The organism is Leifsonia aquatica H1aii, from assembly GCF_000633535.1.
GTDB lineage: Bacteria > Actinomycetota > Actinomycetes > Actinomycetales > Microbacteriaceae > Leifsonia > Leifsonia aquatica_A.
In genome coordinates this window covers 263,046-280,292 of sequence record NZ_AYMR01000001.1, presented here as the reverse complement: position 1 = coordinate 280,292, position 17,247 = coordinate 263,046, and the positions used below count along the sequence as shown (strand labels likewise).

17 protein-coding genes are annotated in these 17,247 nt (G+C 69.6%); 13 read left to right on the top strand and 4 right to left on the bottom strand.

Annotated features, from left to right (window positions below):
- The first annotated feature begins 70 nt into the window (after positions 1-70).
- On the top strand, positions 71-295 hold the full coding sequence (locus tag U870_RS0101240) for a hypothetical protein (protein ID WP_025155602.1): 225 nt from the start codon (positions 71-73) through the stop codon (positions 293-295).
- Positions 296-345: 50 nt separating this feature from the next.
- On the opposite strand, the gene U870_RS0101235 is transcribed toward U870_RS0101240, so the two are convergent.
- The gene (locus tag U870_RS0101235; RefSeq protein WP_025155601.1) at positions 346-1,470 is read right to left on the bottom strand and encodes a mannose-1-phosphate guanylyltransferase; all 1,125 of its coding nucleotides are present in this window, start codon (positions 1,468-1,470) and stop codon (positions 346-348) included.
- Between the two features lie 87 nt (positions 1,471-1,557).
- Here U870_RS0101235 and U870_RS0101230 point away from each other — a divergent pair, with 87 nt between their 5' ends.
- The 11 genes from U870_RS0101230 (at position 1,558) to U870_RS0101180 (ending at position 13,157) form a co-directional block, all read left to right on the top strand.
- Positions 1,558-2,727 carry a glycosyltransferase family 4 protein gene (locus U870_RS0101230; RefSeq protein ID WP_025155600.1) on the top strand — a complete coding sequence of 390 codons (1,170 nt, stop codon included), beginning with the start codon at positions 1,558-1,560 and terminating at the stop codon, positions 2,725-2,727.
- A 54-nt stretch (positions 2,728-2,781) separates the two neighbouring features.
- A complete protein-coding gene (locus U870_RS0101225) occupies positions 2,782-3,915 on the top strand; it encodes a magnesium and cobalt transport protein CorA (protein ID WP_025155599.1) in 1,134 nt (377 codons plus the stop codon).
- Positions 3,916-4,100: 185 nt separating this feature from the next.
- The gene (locus U870_RS0101220; protein ID WP_025155598.1) at positions 4,101-5,183 is read left to right on the top strand and encodes a BMP family lipoprotein; all 1,083 of its coding nucleotides are present in this window, start codon (positions 4,101-4,103) and stop codon (positions 5,181-5,183) included.
- A 212-nt stretch (positions 5,184-5,395) separates the two neighbouring features.
- Positions 5,396-6,916, top strand: a complete 1,521-nt coding sequence (locus U870_RS0101215; protein WP_025155597.1) for an ABC transporter ATP-binding protein — start codon at positions 5,396-5,398, stop codon at positions 6,914-6,916.
- Positions 6,913-8,205, top strand: a complete 1,293-nt coding sequence (locus tag U870_RS0101210) for an ABC transporter permease (protein ID WP_025155596.1) — start codon at positions 6,913-6,915, stop codon at positions 8,203-8,205. Before U870_RS0101215 ends, U870_RS0101210 begins: the two co-directional genes overlap by 4 nt.
- A complete protein-coding gene (locus U870_RS0101205; protein ID WP_025155595.1) occupies positions 8,202-9,491 on the top strand; it encodes an ABC transporter permease in 1,290 nt (429 codons plus the stop codon). Before U870_RS0101210 ends, U870_RS0101205 begins: the two co-directional genes overlap by 4 nt.
- Positions 9,488-9,901 (top strand): cytidine deaminase, encoded by a 414-nt coding sequence (locus tag U870_RS0101200; protein WP_025155594.1) that lies wholly within the window; start codon positions 9,488-9,490, stop codon positions 9,899-9,901. Before U870_RS0101205 ends, U870_RS0101200 begins: the two co-directional genes overlap by 4 nt.
- A 13-nt stretch (positions 9,902-9,914) precedes the next feature.
- The gene (locus U870_RS0101195; protein WP_025155593.1) at positions 9,915-11,222 is read left to right on the top strand and encodes a thymidine phosphorylase; all 1,308 of its coding nucleotides are present in this window, start codon (positions 9,915-9,917) and stop codon (positions 11,220-11,222) included.
- Positions 11,223-11,286: 64 nt separating this feature from the next.
- Positions 11,287-12,405: an adenosine deaminase gene (locus tag U870_RS0101190; RefSeq protein ID WP_025155592.1), complete on the top strand. Its 1,119-nt coding sequence runs from the start codon at positions 11,287-11,289 to the stop codon at positions 12,403-12,405.
- A gap of 24 nt (positions 12,406-12,429) precedes the next feature.
- Positions 12,430-12,888 (top strand): PTS sugar transporter subunit IIA, encoded by a 459-nt coding sequence (locus U870_RS0101185; protein WP_025155591.1) that lies wholly within the window; start codon positions 12,430-12,432, stop codon positions 12,886-12,888.
- Positions 12,885-13,157 carry a PTS sugar transporter subunit IIB gene (locus U870_RS0101180; protein WP_025155590.1) on the top strand — a complete coding sequence of 91 codons (273 nt, stop codon included), beginning with the start codon at positions 12,885-12,887 and terminating at the stop codon, positions 13,155-13,157. Before U870_RS0101185 ends, U870_RS0101180 begins: the two co-directional genes overlap by 4 nt.
- On the opposite strand, the gene U870_RS0101175 is transcribed toward U870_RS0101180, so the two are convergent.
- Positions 13,154-13,456 (bottom strand): ArsR/SmtB family transcription factor, encoded by a 303-nt coding sequence (locus U870_RS0101175; protein WP_025155589.1) that lies wholly within the window; start codon positions 13,454-13,456, stop codon positions 13,154-13,156. The two genes, U870_RS0101180 and U870_RS0101175, sit on opposite strands and share 4 nt — an antisense overlap.
- 51 nt (positions 13,457-13,507) lie before the next feature.
- On the opposite strand from U870_RS0101175, the gene U870_RS0101170 reads away from it, so the two are divergent.
- On the top strand, positions 13,508-14,707 hold the full coding sequence (locus U870_RS0101170; protein ID WP_025155588.1) for an MFS transporter: 1,200 nt from the start codon (positions 13,508-13,510) through the stop codon (positions 14,705-14,707).
- Here the strand turns inward: U870_RS0101170 and U870_RS0101165 are convergent.
- Positions 14,697-16,403, bottom strand: a complete 1,707-nt coding sequence (locus U870_RS0101165) for a phospho-sugar mutase (RefSeq protein ID WP_025155587.1) — start codon at positions 16,401-16,403, stop codon at positions 14,697-14,699. The genes U870_RS0101170 and U870_RS0101165 overlap by 11 nt on opposite strands.
- Positions 16,400-17,233 carry a purine-nucleoside phosphorylase gene (locus U870_RS0101160; protein WP_025155586.1) on the bottom strand — a complete coding sequence of 278 codons (834 nt, stop codon included), beginning with the start codon at positions 17,231-17,233 and terminating at the stop codon, positions 16,400-16,402. The genes U870_RS0101165 and U870_RS0101160 overlap by 4 nt, the downstream gene beginning before the upstream one ends.
- Positions 17,234-17,247: the final 14 nt, after the last annotated feature.

Below are 17,247 nucleotides of genomic sequence, written 5' to 3'. Positions count from 1 at the left end.
GTGCTGTGAACCCCGTGCGAGCGGCGTGCACCCCCTTGCTTCGGGCGGCCGTCGGCGTAGCCTCCGAGACATGACCCAGGATGAGCCCGTCATGGACGGAAGCACCGATGCCGGCACCGGCGAGAAGGTCGCCGGGATCGTGGAGCAGATGCGCGCGGACATGCAGCTGCGCCCCCGAGAGGACAGCGAGAAGCTGCTGCGACAGCGTCTCGAGGAGGCAGGCATCCCGCTCGACGACGCGGAGATCTCCCGCATCGCCGCCGACGTGCAGAACGGCCCGTCGGTCGTCGACTGACTCGTCGTCCGTCGACTGGCCGCGCGCCGGCGCGCCCTCGGAGGGCCCGACTACAGGACGTCGGTGGAGCCGGTGACCTTGAGGGCGTCGACGACGGACTTCACCCGCTGCGCGTGCTCGCTGGTGGTGACCAGGAGGGCGTCCGGAGTGTCGACGACGACGATGTCCTTGACGCCGATCAGGCTGATGACGCGGTTGCTCTGGCTCACGACGATGCCGCTCGACGAATCGGCGAGCACGCGGGCGTTCTCGCCCAGGATCGCCAGGTCGGACTTGCGGCCGCCCGAGTTCAGCTTCGCCAGCGAGGCGAAGTCCCCTACGTCGTCCCAGTCGAAGTAGCCGGGGATGACGGCGAGCCGACCGGCCTCGGCCGCGGGCTCGGCGACGGTGTAGTCGATCGCGATCTTCTCCAGCCGCGGCCAGATCCGGTCGACCGCCGGTCCGCGGGTCGCCGGGTCGTCCCATGCGGCGGCGAGCTCGAGGATGCCGGCGAGCAGCTCCGGCTTGTTGCGACCGATCTCCGCGAGGAGCAGATCGGCTCGAGCGATGAACATGCCCGCATTCCAGAGGTAGGAGCCGTCGGCCACGTAGCCTTCGGCCGTGGACAGGTCCGGCTTCTCGACGAAGGAGTCGACCAGCCGCGCCGATGGGGCGCCGGCGATCTCGGCGGAGTCGTCGGCGCAGTGGATGTAGCCGAATCCGACCGCCGGCTCGGTGGGCTGGATGCCGATGGTGGTGATGTAGCCGGAATCGGCGGAATGCACGGCCTCTCGCACGGCCTGCCGGAAACGGACCTGGTCGCGGATGACGTGGTCGGCCGCGAACGAGCCGATGATCACGCCGGGCTCGCGACGTTCCAGGATGGCGGCCGCCAGGCCGATGGCGGCGGTCGAGTCCCGCCCTTCGCTCTCGAGCACGACGTTGGCGTCGATGAGGTCGGGCAGCTGGGCCTCGACGGCCGCGCGGTGCGCACGACCGGTGACGACCATGATCCGTTGATCGCCGGACAGAGGAGTGAGGCGATCCCAGGTGCTGCGCAGCAGCGTCTGACCGGAGCCGGTCAGGTCGTGGAGGAACTTGGGCGCGTCGGCACGCGACAGGGGCCACAGCCGGGATCCGACGCCGCCGGCGGGGATCACACTGTAGAAGCGGTCGAGTGCGGAGGTGCGGGTCATGCTGGACAGGATACCGATCAGCGCTGGACATCCACCGTTCACGGAGGGGCAAGGGGCGGGCAACCCCCGCCGCTTAGCGTGAGGGTCATGCGGGTAGCCGTCGTCAGCGAGAGCTTCCTCCCCACCGTCAACGGGGTCACGAACAGCGTGCTGCGTGTCCTCGACCACCTGGCCGCGGCCGGGCACGAGGCGATCGTGATCTGCCCGGACGCGGGGGCGCCCGCCGAGTACGCCGGGTTCCGCATCCACCAGGTCCCGTCCATCGCCTACCGGCAGTTCCCGGTCGGGCTGCCGAGCCCGCAGGTGCAGCGCATCCTCGCCCGGTTCGCGCCGGATGTGCTGCACGCGGCGTCCCCGTTCTTCCTCGGCGCTCAGGCGATCGCCGCCGCCAACCGGCTGGGCGTGCCGTCCGTCGCGATCTACCAGACCGACGTCGCCGGCTTCGCCCGCCGCAACGGACTCGGCCTCACCTCATCGATCGCCTGGAAGTACGTGCGCTGGGTGCACGAGGGCGCCGACCTGACGCTCGCGCCCTCCGCCGCCTCGGAGTACGACCTGCGCGAGGCCGGGGTCTCGCGCATCGGGCGCTGGGGCCGCGGCGTCGACCTCGAGCGGTACCACCCCAATAAGCGTCGCACCCGGGCGGCCGTCGCCCTCCGCGACCGGCTCTCGCCGGACGGCGAGGTCGTCGTCGGCTACGTCGGCCGTATCGCGCCCGAGAAGCAGGTGGAGCGGCTGCGGGCACTGCGCGGCATCCCCGGTCTCTCGGTCGCCATCGTCGGCGACGGACCGGCCCGAGACGCGGTGGCGCGCGAACTGCGGGGCGTTCCTGTCACCTGGCTCGGCCGCCTCGGCGGCGAGGACCTCGCCGCGGCCTACGCCGCCTTCGACATCTTCGTGCACACCGGCTCGGAGGAGACCTTCGGCCAGACCGTCCAGGAGGCCCACGCCTCCGGCCTGCCCGTGATCGCCCCGCGGGCCGGAGGTCCGGTCGACCTGGTCGAGCACGGGGTGGACGGCCTGCTCTTCCCGCCCGCGGACGAGCGGGCGTTGCGCGCGGCCGTCGGGATGATCGTCGGCGACACCGGCCTGCGCCTGCGGATGGGGGAGGCCGGGCGCCGGGCGGTGCTGGGCCGCGGCTGGGACGTGCTCTGCGGCGAGCTGATCGGGCACTACGAGCGAGCCATCCTGAGCGCTTGTGCAGAGGCGGAGGGGAGCGGCGTCCAGCCCGTCGGCAGGCAGCGCGCGTACAGTTAGGTGGCCGCCCCCGGGCGGCCGTCCACTCTTCCGCATGCTCCCTGGAGGTGAACGATGGCGAACATCAACCGACGCGGCATTCCCATGCCCTTCGTTTCCCGAACGCGCAGGGGTGACCCTCCCAGCGCCATCGTCGCCCCGGAGCCGTCGGACGGTACGCCCACCCGGTCGAGCATGGTGGACAGCGCCGTGTACCGCGACGGCGTGCGCGTGGCGTCGCCCACCTCGCTGGCCGAGACGTACCGCGCACTCGACGCCACCCCGCACGGTGTCGCCTGGATCGGCCTCTACCGGCCGAGCGAGCGCGAACTGATGTCGTTGGCGGAGGAGTTCAACCTCCACCCGCTCGCCATCGAGGACGCCATCGTCGCGCACCAGCGACCCAAGCTGGAGCGGTACGACACCGTCCTCTTCGTCGTGCTCAAGGCGGCCAACTACCTCGACGTGCCCGAGGAGGTCGACTTCGGCGAGCTGCACCTCTTCGTCGGCCCGAACTTCGTGATCACGGTGCGCCACAGCGAGTCACCCGACCTGTCGACCGTCCGACACAGGATGGAGGCCGAGCCCGAGCTGCTCTCACTGGGACCGCAGGCGGTGCTCTATGCGATCATCGACGCCGTGGTGGACGCCTACAGCCCGGTCGTCGCCGGTCTCGCCAACGACATCGACGAGATCGAGACCCAGGTCTTCGGCGGGGACGCGCTGGTCTCCCGACGCATCTACGAGCTGTCCCGCGAGGTCATCGACTTCCAGCGCGCGACCCATCCGCTGTCGGCGGTGATGGTCGCCCTCGAACGCGGCTCGGCGAAGTACGGGGTCACCCAGGAGCTCGAGCGCCGGCTCCGCGACGTCGCCGACCACCTCACCCAGGTCAATGAGCGCGTGGACGGCTTCCGCTACCTGCTGCGAGACATCCTCACGGTCAACTCCACCCTCGTCTCGGAACGCCAGAACGAGGAGATGACCCGGCTCGCGCTCTCGACGCACGAGCAGGGGGAGCAGGTCAAGAAGATCTCGTCCTGGGCGGCCATCCTCTTCGCCCCCTCGCTGATCGCCGGCGTCTACGGCATGAACTTCACGCACATGCCCGAACTGGCATGGCAGTTCGGCTACCCGCTCGCGATCGTCGCGATGCTGGGGCTGAGCACTCTGCTCTACGTGCTGTTCAAGAAGCGCGGATGGATGTAGCGCCGGCCCGTTCGCGCGCCTGGTCGACGGTTGCTCAAATGAGCAGTCGCCAACCAGGCGCGCGTTTGTAACGCTTGCATGAAGAAGCCGGGTTTTCGGACGGAGCGGTTCGTCACATTCGGTAACGTCAGTGCATACCCTGGCCGGCGGGCACCTGCGCCGGCCACGCATCTTGGAGGACAACCTTGACAATCACAGCTCGTAAGGCCGGCCTCGTCGGTCTGGCGGCGACCGGCGTCATCGCGCTGCTCGCCGCGTGTTCCGCCGCACCGTCCGACAGTTCGTCGACCGGCGCCGCGAAGAGCGACTTCCTGCCCTGCATGGTCTCCGACTCGGGCGGATTCGACGACCACTCGTTCAACCAGCTCGGCTACGAGGGCCTGACCGAGGCGGCGAAGACGCTCGGCGTCACCCCGAAGTCGGCCGAGTCGAAGAGCGAGAACGACTTCGCTCCGAACATCCAGAGCATGGTCGACGCGAACTGCAACGTCATCGTCACTGTCGGCTTCCTGCTCGCCGACGCGACGAAGAAGGCGGCGGCGGCCAACCCCGACGTCAACTTCGCCATCATCGACGACAACTCGATCCAGGCCAAGAACGTCAAGCCGATCATCTTCGACACCGCTCAGGCGGCGTTCCTCGCCGGCTACGCGGCCGCGAGCTACTCGAAGACCGGCATCGTCGGCACCTTCGGCGGCATGCAGATCCCGACCGTCACCATCTTCATGGACGGCTACGCGGACGGCGTGAAGTACTTCAACCAGCAGAAGGGCAAGTCGGTCAAGGTCGTCGGCTGGGACGTCGACGCGCAGAACGGCTCCTTCACCGGTGGCTTCGACGCCAACGAGACCGCGAAGAACACGGCGCAGGGCATCATCGACCAGAACGCCGATGTGATCATGCCCGTCGGCGGCCCGATCTACCAGTCGGCCGCACAGGCGATCAAGGACTCCGGCAAGGCGATCGCCATGGTCGGCGTCGACGCCGATGTCTACGAGTCGGACCCGAGCGTCAAGGACCTGCTTCTCACCTCGGTCATGAAGGGCATGAAGCCCGCCACCAACGACGTCGTGACCCAGGCGGCCGACGGCAAGTTCGACAGCACCCCGTACGTGGGCACGCTGAAGAACGACGGTGTGGGCCTCGCGCCGTTCCACGACTTCGCCTCGAAGGTCGACTCGGGCCTGCAGGGCGAGCTGGACAAGATCAAGGCCGGCATCATCGACGGCTCGATCAAGGTCACGTCTCCCTCGTCGCCCAAGCAGTGACGCGGTAACGACAGCACCACACTCGACGGGGAGGTCAGCGCAGCTGGCCTCCCCGTTGTCGTGCGCGTGGCAGAATTGCTCATCTGAGCACAGACTGACATTTGCGCAGACGGTAGATTGAAGAGGCGCAACGAGGCCACCGGCGTTGTCGCGTGCCACCGCTCAGCATCTCTGTGCTCACCACGGGCGAGTAGAGAAGGAAACCCACCCGAATGAAGCTCGAACTCCGCGGCATCACCAAACGGTTCGGTGCCCTGGTCGCGAACGACCACATCGACCTCACGGTCGAACCCGGCGAGATCCACTGCCTGCTCGGCGAGAACGGCGCAGGCAAGTCGACTCTCATGAACGTCCTCTACGGCCTGTACCAGGCCGAGGAGGGCGACATCCTGCTGGACGACGTCGTCCAGCACTTCGCAGGACCCGGCGACGCCATGAAGGCCGGCATCGGCATGGTGCACCAGCACTTCATGCTCATCCCGGTCTTCACCGTCGCCGAGAACGTCATGCTCGGCCACGAGCAGACGAAGTTCGGCGGTCGTCTCGACCTGGCCGCGGCCCGCGCGAAGGTGCGCGAGATCTCGGCCCGGTTCGGTTTCGACGTCGACCCCGACGCCCTGGTCGAGGATCTGCCGGTCGGCGTCCAGCAGCGCGTCGAGATCATCAAGGCGCTGTCCCAGAACGCCAAGGTCCTCGTCTTCGACGAGCCCACCGCTGTGCTGACCCCGCAGGAGACCGACGAGCTGATGGGCATCATGCGCCAGCTCAAGGAGCAGGGCACGGCGATCATCTTCATCACCCACAAGCTGCGCGAGGTGCGCGAGGTCGCCGACCGGATCACGGTCATCCGCCTCGGCAAGGTCGTCGGCGAGGCCGAGCCCACGGCGACGAACGCCGAGATGGCGTCGATGATGGTCGGCCGTGCGGTCTCGCTCACCGTGGAGAAGAAGCCCGCGACGCCCGGCGACGCGGCCCTCGTCGTGAAGGACCTCTCGGTGATCGATCCGATCGGCCAGCTCGTGGTCAACCGGGTCAGCTTCGAGGTCCGCGCCGGCGAGATCCTCGCCATCGCGGGCGTGCAGGGCAACGGCCAGACCGAGCTGACCGAGGCGATCCTCGGCCTCCAGCCGCGCGTCGAGGGCGCCATCGTCCTCGACGGCAAGGAGATCCAGGGGCAGAGCCCGCGCAAGGTGCTCGACGCCGGCGTCGGCTTCGTCCCGGAGGACCGCAACGAAGACGGACTCGTCGGCGAGTTCAGCATCCAGGAGAACCTGATGCTGGACCGTTCGACCGGGGAGCCCTTCGTGAAGGGCGGCAACATCCAGTTCTCGTACCTCAAGCAGTTCGCCGAGGAGAAGGTGCGCGAGTTCGACGTGCGCACCCAGTCGATCGACACCGCCGTCGGCCGCCTCTCCGGCGGCAACGCGCAGAAGGTCGTGCTGGCCCGTGAGCTCAGCCGCGAGCTGCGGCTCTTCGTGGCGGCGCAGCCCACCCGTGGGCTCGACGTCGGATCGATCGAGTTCGTGCACAAGCGGATCGTCGAGACGCGGGACTCCGGCGTGCCGGTGATCGTGGTCTCGACAGAGCTCGACGAGGTCGCCGCGCTGGCCGACCGCATCGCGGTGATGTACCGCGGGGGAATCGTTGGAATCGTGCCGGGGGACACGTCGCGCGACGTCCTCGGCCTCATGATGGCCGGCGAGTCGCCGGAGCAGGCAGGAGCAGCAGCATGACGGGGACCCCCACCCCCAGCCAGCCCGTGACGTCGGCGCAGCCGGCGCAGCCGGGCGGGCCCGCCGGGAAGCCGGAGAACGACGACCGCTGGAACAAGGCCGTCCGCGACATCATGGGCGGACCGGTGATCATCTCGATCCTCGCCGTGGTGCTCGCCCTCATCGTCGGCGCGATCCTGATCGCGGCCACCGACCCCGAGGTGCAGAAGGCGGCCGGATACTTCTTCGCCCGCCCGGGCGACACGTTCAAGGCGATCTGGGACTCGGTGTCCAGCGCCTACGTGTCGATGTTCCAGGGCTCGATCTACAACTTCCGCCGACCGAGCTTCGAGGCCGGCATCCGCCCGCTCACCGAGACCCTGACCTTCGCCACCCCGCTGATCGTCAGCGGTCTCGGCGTCGCTCTCGCGTTCCGCGTCGGCCTGTTCAACATCGGCGGCCAGGGACAGATCCTCATCGCGGCCGCCGCCTCGGCCTGGGTCGGCTTCTCGTGGAACCTCCCGCCGGTCATCCACCTCGTGCTCGCCGTCGTCGCGGGCATCGCGGGCGGCGCCATCTGGGCCGGGATCGTCGGTGTGCTGAAGGCCAGGACGGGCGCACACGAGGTGATCGTGACGATCATGCTCAACTACATCGCGTTCTACCTGATCTCCTACATGCTGCGGACCCAGGGCCTGCTGCAGGCACCCGGGTCGAACAACCCGAAGGCTCCAGCGATCCACGCGAACGCGGTGTTCCCGCCGCTCTTCGGCGAGCAGTACAACCTCACCTGGGCGTTCATCGTCGTGATCGCGGCGACGGTCTTCGTGTGGTGGCTGATCAACCGGTCGAGCCTCGGCTTCCGTTTCCGCGCGGTCGGCGAGAACCCCAACGCGGCACGCGTCGCCGGCATCAACGTCAAGAACGTCTACCTCTACGCGATGCTCATTGCCGGTGGTCTCGTCGGGATCGCTGGCGCGAGCCAGGCGCTCGGCGTCTTCCCCTCCGGCATCAGCTCGGGAGTGGACGCCGGGATCGGCTTCGACGCCATCACCGTCGCGTTGCTGGGTCGCTCCCGGCCGTGGGGCGTGTTCATCGCCGGTCTGCTCTTCGGTGCCCTGAAGGCCGGCGGCTACACGATCCAGGCGGCCAACGACATCCCGATCGACATCGTCCTCGTGGTGCAGTCGCTCATCGTGCTCTTCGTCGCCGCTCCGCCGCTGGTGCGTGCGATCTTCCGCCTCCCGACCCCGGGGAGCACTCCCCGTCGTCAGCGTCCCATCGTCACGAAGGAGGTGGCGGCCAAGTGACCACCACGGCCCCCGTCGTCCCCGACTCCGCGCCCATCGCGCTGGAGAAGGCCGAGATCCGTTCCTGGAAGGCCCCGATCGCCTTCGCCGTATTCGTGGTCATCAGCCTCGTCCTGTTCCTCGGCTTCTCGCGCCACGGTCAGAGCACCTTCCGGTTCTCCGAGTCGTCCGACGCCGTCAAGCTGCCGAACCTCGTCGTCGACACGTTCTCGACGACGATCGTCGTGATCGTGCTGTTGGCGATCGTCACCGCCTACAGCGCCTGGCTGTCCTGGAATGCGCGCAAGACGCCGATCTGGCTGGTCGTCGTGTTCGCCCTCGTGTTCATGTTCGGGTTCCTCTCCTGGGCGGGCTCCGGCGAGCTGCCGGTGCCCGTCACCGGTCTGCTCCTCGGCACGATCAGCCTGTCGGTGCCCCTGGTCTTCGGTGCCCTCGGCGGTGTGATCTCCGAGCGCGGCGGCGTCGTCAACGTCGCGATCGAGGGCCAGCTGCTCGCCGGCGCCTTCGTCTCGGCCATGACCGCGACCCTCACCGGCAGCTGGGTCGTCGGCCTGCTCGCCGCGATGGTCGCCGGCGTCCTGGTGTCGTTCGTGCTCGCCGCCTTCGCGATCAAGTACCTGGTCGACCAGGTCATCGTCGGCGTCGTGCTCAACGTGCTGGTCACCGGACTGACGAGCTTCCTCTACTCGAAGGTGCTCGCCGCCGACCCGACGGTGTTGAACCACCCGCCGCGTCTGCCGGACTGGCCGATCCCGATCCTGAGCGACATCCCGATCATCGGCAAGGTCCTGTTCGACCAGACGATCATCGAGTACCTGATGTACATCGCGATCTTCGTCGTCTGGTTCGGTCTGTTCAAGACCCGCTGGGGCCTGCGCCTCCGCTCGGTCGGCGAGCACCCCGAGGCCGCCGACACGGTGGGCATCAAGGTCAACAGCACCCGGTTCTGGAACGTGTCCCTCGCGGGCGCGGTCGCCGGCCTCGGCGGCGCGTACTTCACCCTCGGCTCGGTGGGCGCCTTCTCCAAGGAGATGACAGCGGGTCAGGGCTTCATCGCCCTCGCCGCCGTGATCTTCGGCCGCTGGGATCCGATCCGCGCCACGCTCGCCGCTCTGCTCTTCGGCTTCGCGTCGAACCTGCAGAACGTGCTGGGGATCATCGGCTCGCCCGTCCCGAGCGAGTTCATGCTGATGCTGCCGTACGTGGTGACGATCTTCGCGGTCGCCGGGCTCGTCGGGATGTCGCGGGCGCCCGCCGCCGACGGCAAGCCCTACATCAAGTCATGACCGCGCCGCAGATCGACTGGGCCGCCCTGCGCGCTGCGGCGAACACCGCGAAGGAGCACGCGTACGTCCCGTACTCGGCGTTCCCCGTGGGAGCGGCGGCGCTCGTCGACGACGGCCGCATCGTCAGCGGCTGCAACGTGGAGAACGCCAGCTACGGCGTGACCCTCTGCGCCGAGTGCGGGCTGGTGTCCTCGCTCGCCATGACCGGCGGCGGCCGGCTCGTCGCGTTCACCTGTGTGAACGGCGACGGCGACACCCTCATGCCGTGCGGCCGGTGCCGGCAGCTGCTCTACGAGCACTCGGCCGAAGGGATGCTGCTGGAGACCGTCTCCGGCATCCGCACGATCGACGAGGTGCTGCCCGACGCGTTCGGGCCGCGCCAGCTCGACGAGTACCGCAACAACGATTAGGAAACAGATCCTCGTGACCCAGACTGCAGGAGCGGTCGAGGCGTTCGACGCCGTCGACCTGATCAGGACCAAGCGCGACCGTGGAGAGCTCGGCACCGCCGAGGTCGACTGGCTGATCGACGCCTACACCCGCGGCTACGTCGGCGACGAGCAGATGTCGGCCATGATCATGGCGATCTTCCTCAACGGGATGACCCGTCGCGAGATCAAGGACCTCACGCTGGCGATGATCGCCTCCGGTGAGCGGATGGACTTCTCGGGACTCGGCAAGCCGACCACGGACAAGCACTCCACCGGCGGCGTCGGCGACAAGATCACGCTCCCGCTCATGCCGCTCGTCGCGACCTTCGGTGTCGCCGTCCCGCAGCTCTCGGGTCGCGGGCTCGGGCACACCGGCGGCACCCTCGACAAGCTCGAGAGCATCCCGGGCTGGCGCGCGAACCTCAGCAACGAGGAGATGTTCGCCCAGCTGCAGAACGAGGGCGGCGTCATCTGCGCCGCCGGCTCGGGCCTCGCGCCCGCCGACGGCAAGCTCTATGCGCTGCGCGACATCACGGGCACGGTGGAGGCCATCCCGCTGATCGCGTCCTCGATCATGTCGAAGAAGATCGCCGAGGGCACGGGCGCCCTGGTGCTCGACGTGAAGTTCGGCTCGGGCGCGTTCCTCAAGGACATCGAGAAGTCCCGCGAGCTCGCCCGGACCATGGTCGAGCTCGGGAAGGACGCCGGTGTCGCGACGTCGGCTCTGCTGACCGACATGAACGTGCCGCTGGGTCTCGCCATCGGAAACGCCAACGAGGTGCGCGAGTCGGTCGAGGTGCTCGCCGGAGGCGGTCCGGCCGACATCGTGGAGCTCACCGTGGCGCTGGCGCGTGAGATGCTCGCGCTCGCCGGCCGCCCGGACGAGGACGTGGAGGCAGCACTGAAGGACGGCCGCGCCATGGACAAGTGGCGCGAGGTCATCCGCGCCCAGGGCGGCGACCCGGAGGCTCCGCTCCCGGTGGCGAAGGAGACCCACACCGTCGTCGCCGAGTCCGACGGCATCCTGGTCGAGCAGGAGGCGCTGCCGTTCGGTATCGCCGCCTGGCGCCTGGGCGCCGGTCGTGCCCGCAAGCAGGACCCGGTGCAGCACGCGGCGGGCATCGACCTGCACGCGAAGCCCGGCGACACGGTCAGGAAGGGCGACCCGCTGTTCACCCTCTCCGCGGACGAGCCCGCGCGCTTCGAGCGCGCTCTGGAGGCCGTGGAGGGGGCGTACCGCATCGCTCCGCTCGGCACGCCGTACACCCGCGGCCCACTCATCGCCGACCGCATCTCCTGAGCGACCGCCCCACCGCCGAGTGAGGACTCGGCGGTGGCGGCCGCCGACCGATAGATTGAAGGACATGACCGAACAGAACGCCGGGTACACGCTCGCCGACGGGACCGACATCCGCGCACTGCCGAAGGTGTCGCTCCACGACCACCTCGACGGCGGCCTGCGCCCCTCGACCGTGATCGAGCTGGGCGACACGATCGGGCTCGACCTGCCCACCACCGACCCCGTTGAGCTGGCGCGCTGGTTCGGTGAGAAGTCCAACTCGGGCTCGCTGGTGGAGTACCTCAAGACGTTCGACCTGACCACGGCCGTCATGCAGACCCGGGAGGGTCTCATCCGGGTCGCCCGTGAGTTCGTCCAGGACCTCGGCGCCGACGGCGTCGTCTACGGTGAGATCCGCTGGGCGCCGGAGCAGCACCTGACCCGCGGCCTCAGCCTGGACGAGACCGTGGAGGCCGTGCAGGAGGGCATCGAGGCGGGCATCCAGGACGTCCGCGACACGGGCAAGCGCATCCGCGTCGGCCAGCTGGTCTCGGCCATGCGCCACCTCGACCGCGGCCTCGAGATCGCGCAGCTGGCGGTGCGGCACCGCGACAACGGCGTGGTCGGCTTCGACATCGCCGGCCCGGAGGCGGGCTTCCCGCCCGCCAACCACCGTGCTGCGTTCGACTACCTGGCAGAGAACTTCTTCCCGGCCACGATCCACGCGGGGGAGGCGGACGGCCTCGACAGCATCCGCGGCGCCCTGCTGGACGGCCGTGCCCTGCGCCTCGGTCACGGCGTGCGCCTGGCCGAGGACATCTCGATCGAGCGTCAGGACGACGAGAACACCTACGTGACGCTCGGCACGCTCTCGCAGTGGGTCAAGGACCGTGAGATCGCGCTGGAGACCAGCCCGACCTCGAACCTGCAGACCGGAGCGATCGCCGCCTGGGGCACCGACATCCTCGACCACCCCTTCGACCTGCTCTACCAGCTGGGCTTCCGCGTCACGGTGAACACCGACAACCGCCTGATGAGCGGCACGACGCTGACCCGCGAGCTGAGCATCCTGGCCGACGCCTTCGCCTACGACCGCACCGACCTGGAGATCTTCCAGCTCAACGCGGCCGCCGGCGCGTTCCTCCCGCTCGAGGAACGTGAGGAGCTGGCCGACATCATCACAGCGGGTTTCGAGGGTTCCTGACGCGGCGGCGGCTACGCTGGGACCATGCCGCTGCCACCGTTGCCCGAGTCCGCCGTCACCGTCGGAGCGCACGCATCCGACTGGCGTGACGCCGTGCGGCTGGCGGGCGAGGCGCTGACCCGGTCGGGGGCCACCGAGCAGGGCTACGGGGACCGCATGATCCAGGTGATCGAGGAGTTCGGCGCGTACATCGTGATCGCGCCGGGCCTCGCGCTGGCCCACGCGCGCCCCGGCCCCGACGTGAATTTCGACGGGCTCTCGGTCGTGACGCTCGACGAGCCGGTGGTGTTCGGCCACCCGCACAATGACCCGGTCTCGGTGGTGCTCGGCCTCGCCGTCTCGACGCCGGAGGCGCACGTGACGAGCGTGGCGGAGCTGGCCAACGTCTTCAACGACCCCGCGGCGATCCCGGCGCTGGCCGCGGCCCAGGATGTCGACGAGGTGCAGCGAGTGCTTGCGCATTCCGAGGAGGGTGCCGGATGAAGATCGTCGCGATCTGCGGCGTGGGACTCGGCACCTCCGGCATCCTCAAGGTCAACGCCGAGCGCGTGCTCGACCGACTCGGCATCGACGCCGACGTGACGGCGACCGATGTCGGCAGCCTCGCTGCCGAGGCCGCGGACGCCCAGGTCATCCTGTCGTCGCCCGAGCTGGTGGAGCGGATCGGCCGGACCAACGCCGACGTCATCGTCGTCAAGAACTACTTCGACCTCGACGAGCTGGAGCGCAAGCTCGACGAGGCGCTCGGCTAGTCCGTCAGCAGAGCATCGATCAGCCCGGGGAAGCGGGCGTCGAGCTCGGCGCGGCGCAGCTGGATGTCGTGCGTGCGGCCGTTCACGATCGTGTTCGTGAGGCCGGCCTCGCGCAACGTCTTGAAATGGTGCGCCATGGTCGACTTCTGCACGTCGCAGCCCCATTCGGTCAGCGCCTTGGGATGCGGCTCGCCGTCGGCGAGGACGCGGACCATCTGCAGTCGGACGGGGTCGGCGACCGCTCTCAGCAGGTCCATCAGTTCGACCTCGTCCATCGACGGTGAGGGGTACTCGGTCATGCGGGGTCCAATTGTTTGACAATCATCGAACTATCGCCCTACGCTAACCGTATGACGATCATCGAACAATCGTACCGCAAGGCCACGCCGGCCCTCGTGGTCCTCGCCCTCGGCCTCTTCGTCGTCGGCACCAACGCCTTCGTCATCGCCGGCCTCCTGCCGCAGATCGCGAGCACCCTCGGCACGACCCCGTCGGCCGTCAGCGTCTCGATCACCACCTATTCGCTCGTCGTCGCCGTCGCGGCCCCGGCCGTCTCGATCCTGCTCCCGCGGGTGCCGCGATCGGCCCTGATGGGCGTCGGACTCGGCCTCTTCGCGATCGGCACCGCGGTCGCGGCGCTGGCGCCCGACCTCGGCTGGTTCATCGCCGGGCGCACGTTCTCCGGGATCGGTGGCGCCGCCCTCGTGCCGACCGCGACCGCCGCGGCCGCCGCCCTCTCCGCGCCCGAGAAGCGCGGGCGGGCGCTCGCGCTGGTCGGCGCCGGGTTCACCCTCGCCACCGCGGTCGGCTCGCCGCTCGGCACGGCCCTCGGCGGCATCGCCGGCTGGCGGTTCGCGCTGTGGTGCGTGGTGGTGCTCGGTGCGGTGCTGGCTGCGCTCATCCCGCTGCTGGTGCGTCGGGTCCCACTGGCCCCGCCCGCGACACTGCGGCGGAGGCTCGCCACGCTGGCAGACCTGCGCGTGCTCGCGCTGCTGGCGACCACCGTGTTCATGATCGCCGGATTCAACATCGTCTACATCTTCTCGGCGGCGGTCACGCGCGCCTCCACCGGCGGCTCCGGCTCGCTGCTCGCCGTGCTCCTGCTGGCCTACGGCGCGGCCGGAGTGGTCGGCAACGTCGTCGCCGGACCGCTGACCGACCGCTTCGGCAGTCGCACGGTCGCGGCCGTCGCCCTGCTCGGCCAGGTGATCGCCCTCGCAGTGCTGCCGTTCGTCGAGGCGTCGTTCGCCGCGTCCCTGGTCGTGTTCGCACTGTGGGGCGTCGCAGCGTTCGCCATCGCGATCCCCGTCCAGCACCGGCTGGTCCACGTGGATCCGGAGACGTCCGCGCTCGCCCTCTCCTGGTACTCGACCGCGATGTACGTCGGGATCGCGATCGCGCCCCCGCTCGGGACGCTCGCATTGGGAGCCGGAGGAGCCGAGGCTGTCCCGTTCGCCGGGTCCGTCGTGACCGTGGTGGCGCTGGCGGCGTTCCTGCTCAGCTACGCCGCCCGCGCCACCACCCGATCGCGCTCCGTCCCTACGCCGTGAGCGCGCGCATCGCCGCGCCGAGAGCGTCGACCCGCGCGGTCGCGGTCGCCCGGCGCTCGGCGACGGTGCCCTCATCGCTCGACGCGTCGATGTAGATCTTCAGCTTCGGCTCGGTACCGCTCGGGCGGACCATGACGCGCGAGCCGTCCGCCAGCAGGATGCGCAGCACATCGCTGGGCGGAAGGCCCTCGAAACCGTCGCGCAGGTCGTCGATCCGCTCCACCCGCACCTCGCCGAGGTGGCTCGGCGGCGTCGCGCGCAGGGCGGCCATGATCTCGCCGATGCGCGAGAGATCGGTCACCCGCAGCGAGATCTGGTCGCTGGCGAAGAAGCCGAACCGTTCGGCGAACGCATCCAGCCGATCCGCGATGGTCTGCCCGTCGGCGGCCAGCGCCGCCGCCAGGTCGAGCAGCGCGGTGGCGGCGGAGATGCCGTCCTTGTCGCGGACCGTCTCCGGGTTGACGAGGTAGCCGAGCGCCTCCTCGAACCCAAAGATCAGCCCCGGTGCGCGCGAGACCCACTTGAACCCGGTGAGGGTGTCCACGAAGTCGAGGCGGTAGGCGCTCGCCACCGCAGCCAGCGCGGGGGAGGAGACGATCGAGCACGCGAGCACCCCGTCAGCGCCGCCATCGCCGGCGGCGGCCTGGGCCAGCTCGGCGGCGCGCCAGCCGAGCAGAGCTCCGACCTCGTTGCCGCTCAGCCTCCGGTAGCCCTGCTCCTCGGAGAGGTCGGGCACGGCGACCGCCAGCCGGTCCGCGTCCGGGTCGTTCGCGATGACGAGATCCACGCCGGCCGCACGCGCGGTCTCGAATGCGAGATCCATCGCTCCCGGCTCCTCGGGGTTCGGGAACGAGACCGTGGGGAAGGCGGGGTCGGGATCGATCTGCGCGGCCACGACCTGCGGCTCGGCGAATCCGGCGGCCGCGAACACGTCGCGCGCCGTGCGCCAGCCGACGCCGTGCATGGCCGTGTACGCGAACGAGACGGCGTCGCGGGGTGCGGTCGAGGTCGCGACGGCCGCGGTGGCGTCGATGTACGCCCGCTCGACGTCCTCGGAGGCGATCTCGTACTGCTCCGAGCGCGGGAGGTCGAGCACACTGCCGGCGGCGACCTCGAGGATCTTCGCCGCGATCTCGACATCCGTCGGGGAGACGATCTGCGAACCGTGGTCCGTGCCGCCGAGGTAGACCTTGTACCCGTTGTCGTTCGGCGGGTTGTGGCTGGCGGTGACCATCACCCCGGCGCTGACGTCGAGATGACGCACCGCGAAGGCGAGGACGGGGGTCGGCAGCAGCCGCGGCAGCAGGATGGCGCGCACACCCGCACCGGCCATCAGCTCGGCGGTGTCGCGGGCGAAGACGTCCGAATTCTTGCGTCCGTCGTAGCCGATCACGACGGAGGGCGAGCCGCCCTCCGTGTTCTCGAGCAGCCAGCGGGCGAAGCCGGCGGCGGCCTGCGAGACCAGCACGCGGTTCATCCGGTTCGGGCCGGCCGCGATCTCGCCGCGGAGGCCGGCCGTGCCGAACGCGAGGCGGGTGTCGAAGCGCGAGTGGAGGTCGGCCACGGCGTCGGCCGAGCCGTCGGTCGCGGCAGCGATCAGGGCATCCAGCTCGTCCCGCGTCTCGGGGTCCGGATCCTGCTCCTGCCAGGAGCGCGCCGCAGCGAGCAGGTCCGCAGTGTCGAGCGCGGGGCTCACAGCGCCGCCACGATCCGGGCGAGCAGGGCGCTGATCACCGGCTCGGCGGCCTGGCCGGCCTCGATGACCTCGGCGTGGCTCAGCGGGGTCTTCTGGATGCCGGCGGCCAGATTGGTGATCAGGGACATGCCCAGGATCTCCATACCGGCCTGCCGGGCGGCGATCGCCTCGAGCGCGGTCGACATGCCGACGATGTGGCCGCCGATGGCCTTCGCCATCTGCACCTCGGCCGGGGTCTCGTAGTGCGGTCCGCGGAACTGCGTGTACACGCCCTCGTCGAGGGAGGGGTCGATCGACTTCGCCAGCTCGCGCAGGCGGCTCGAGTACAGATCGGTCAGGTCGATGAAGGTCGCGCCCTCGAGCGGGGAGTCGGCCGTCAGATTGAGGTGGTCGCTGATGAGCACGGGGGTGCCGGGCTTCCAGTGCTCCTTGATGCCTCCCGCGCCGTTGGTCAGGATCATCGTGGTCGCACCGGCGGCGGCGGCGGTCCGCACGCTGTGCACGACCCGGCGGACGCCGTGGCCCTCGTAATAGTGCGTGCGGGCGCCGATGACGAGCGCGCGCTTGCCGCTCGGCAGAAGCACCGAGCGCAGGGTGCCGACGTGGCCCTCCAGCGCCGGCTTGCCGAAGCCGAGGATCTCGGTGGCCGGGATGGTCGCCGTCGTCTCGCCGATGAGATCGGCCGCCTTGCCCCATCCGCTGCCCAGGGTGAGGGCGATGTCGTGCTTCTCGACGCCGGTCTTCTCAGCCAGCTGCTCCGCTGCCTGGCGGGCGACCTCGAACGGGTCGGCCTGCGGGTCGTCGAGCGGGTTCGTGTTCGTTTCGAGCATGAGCCAACTCTACT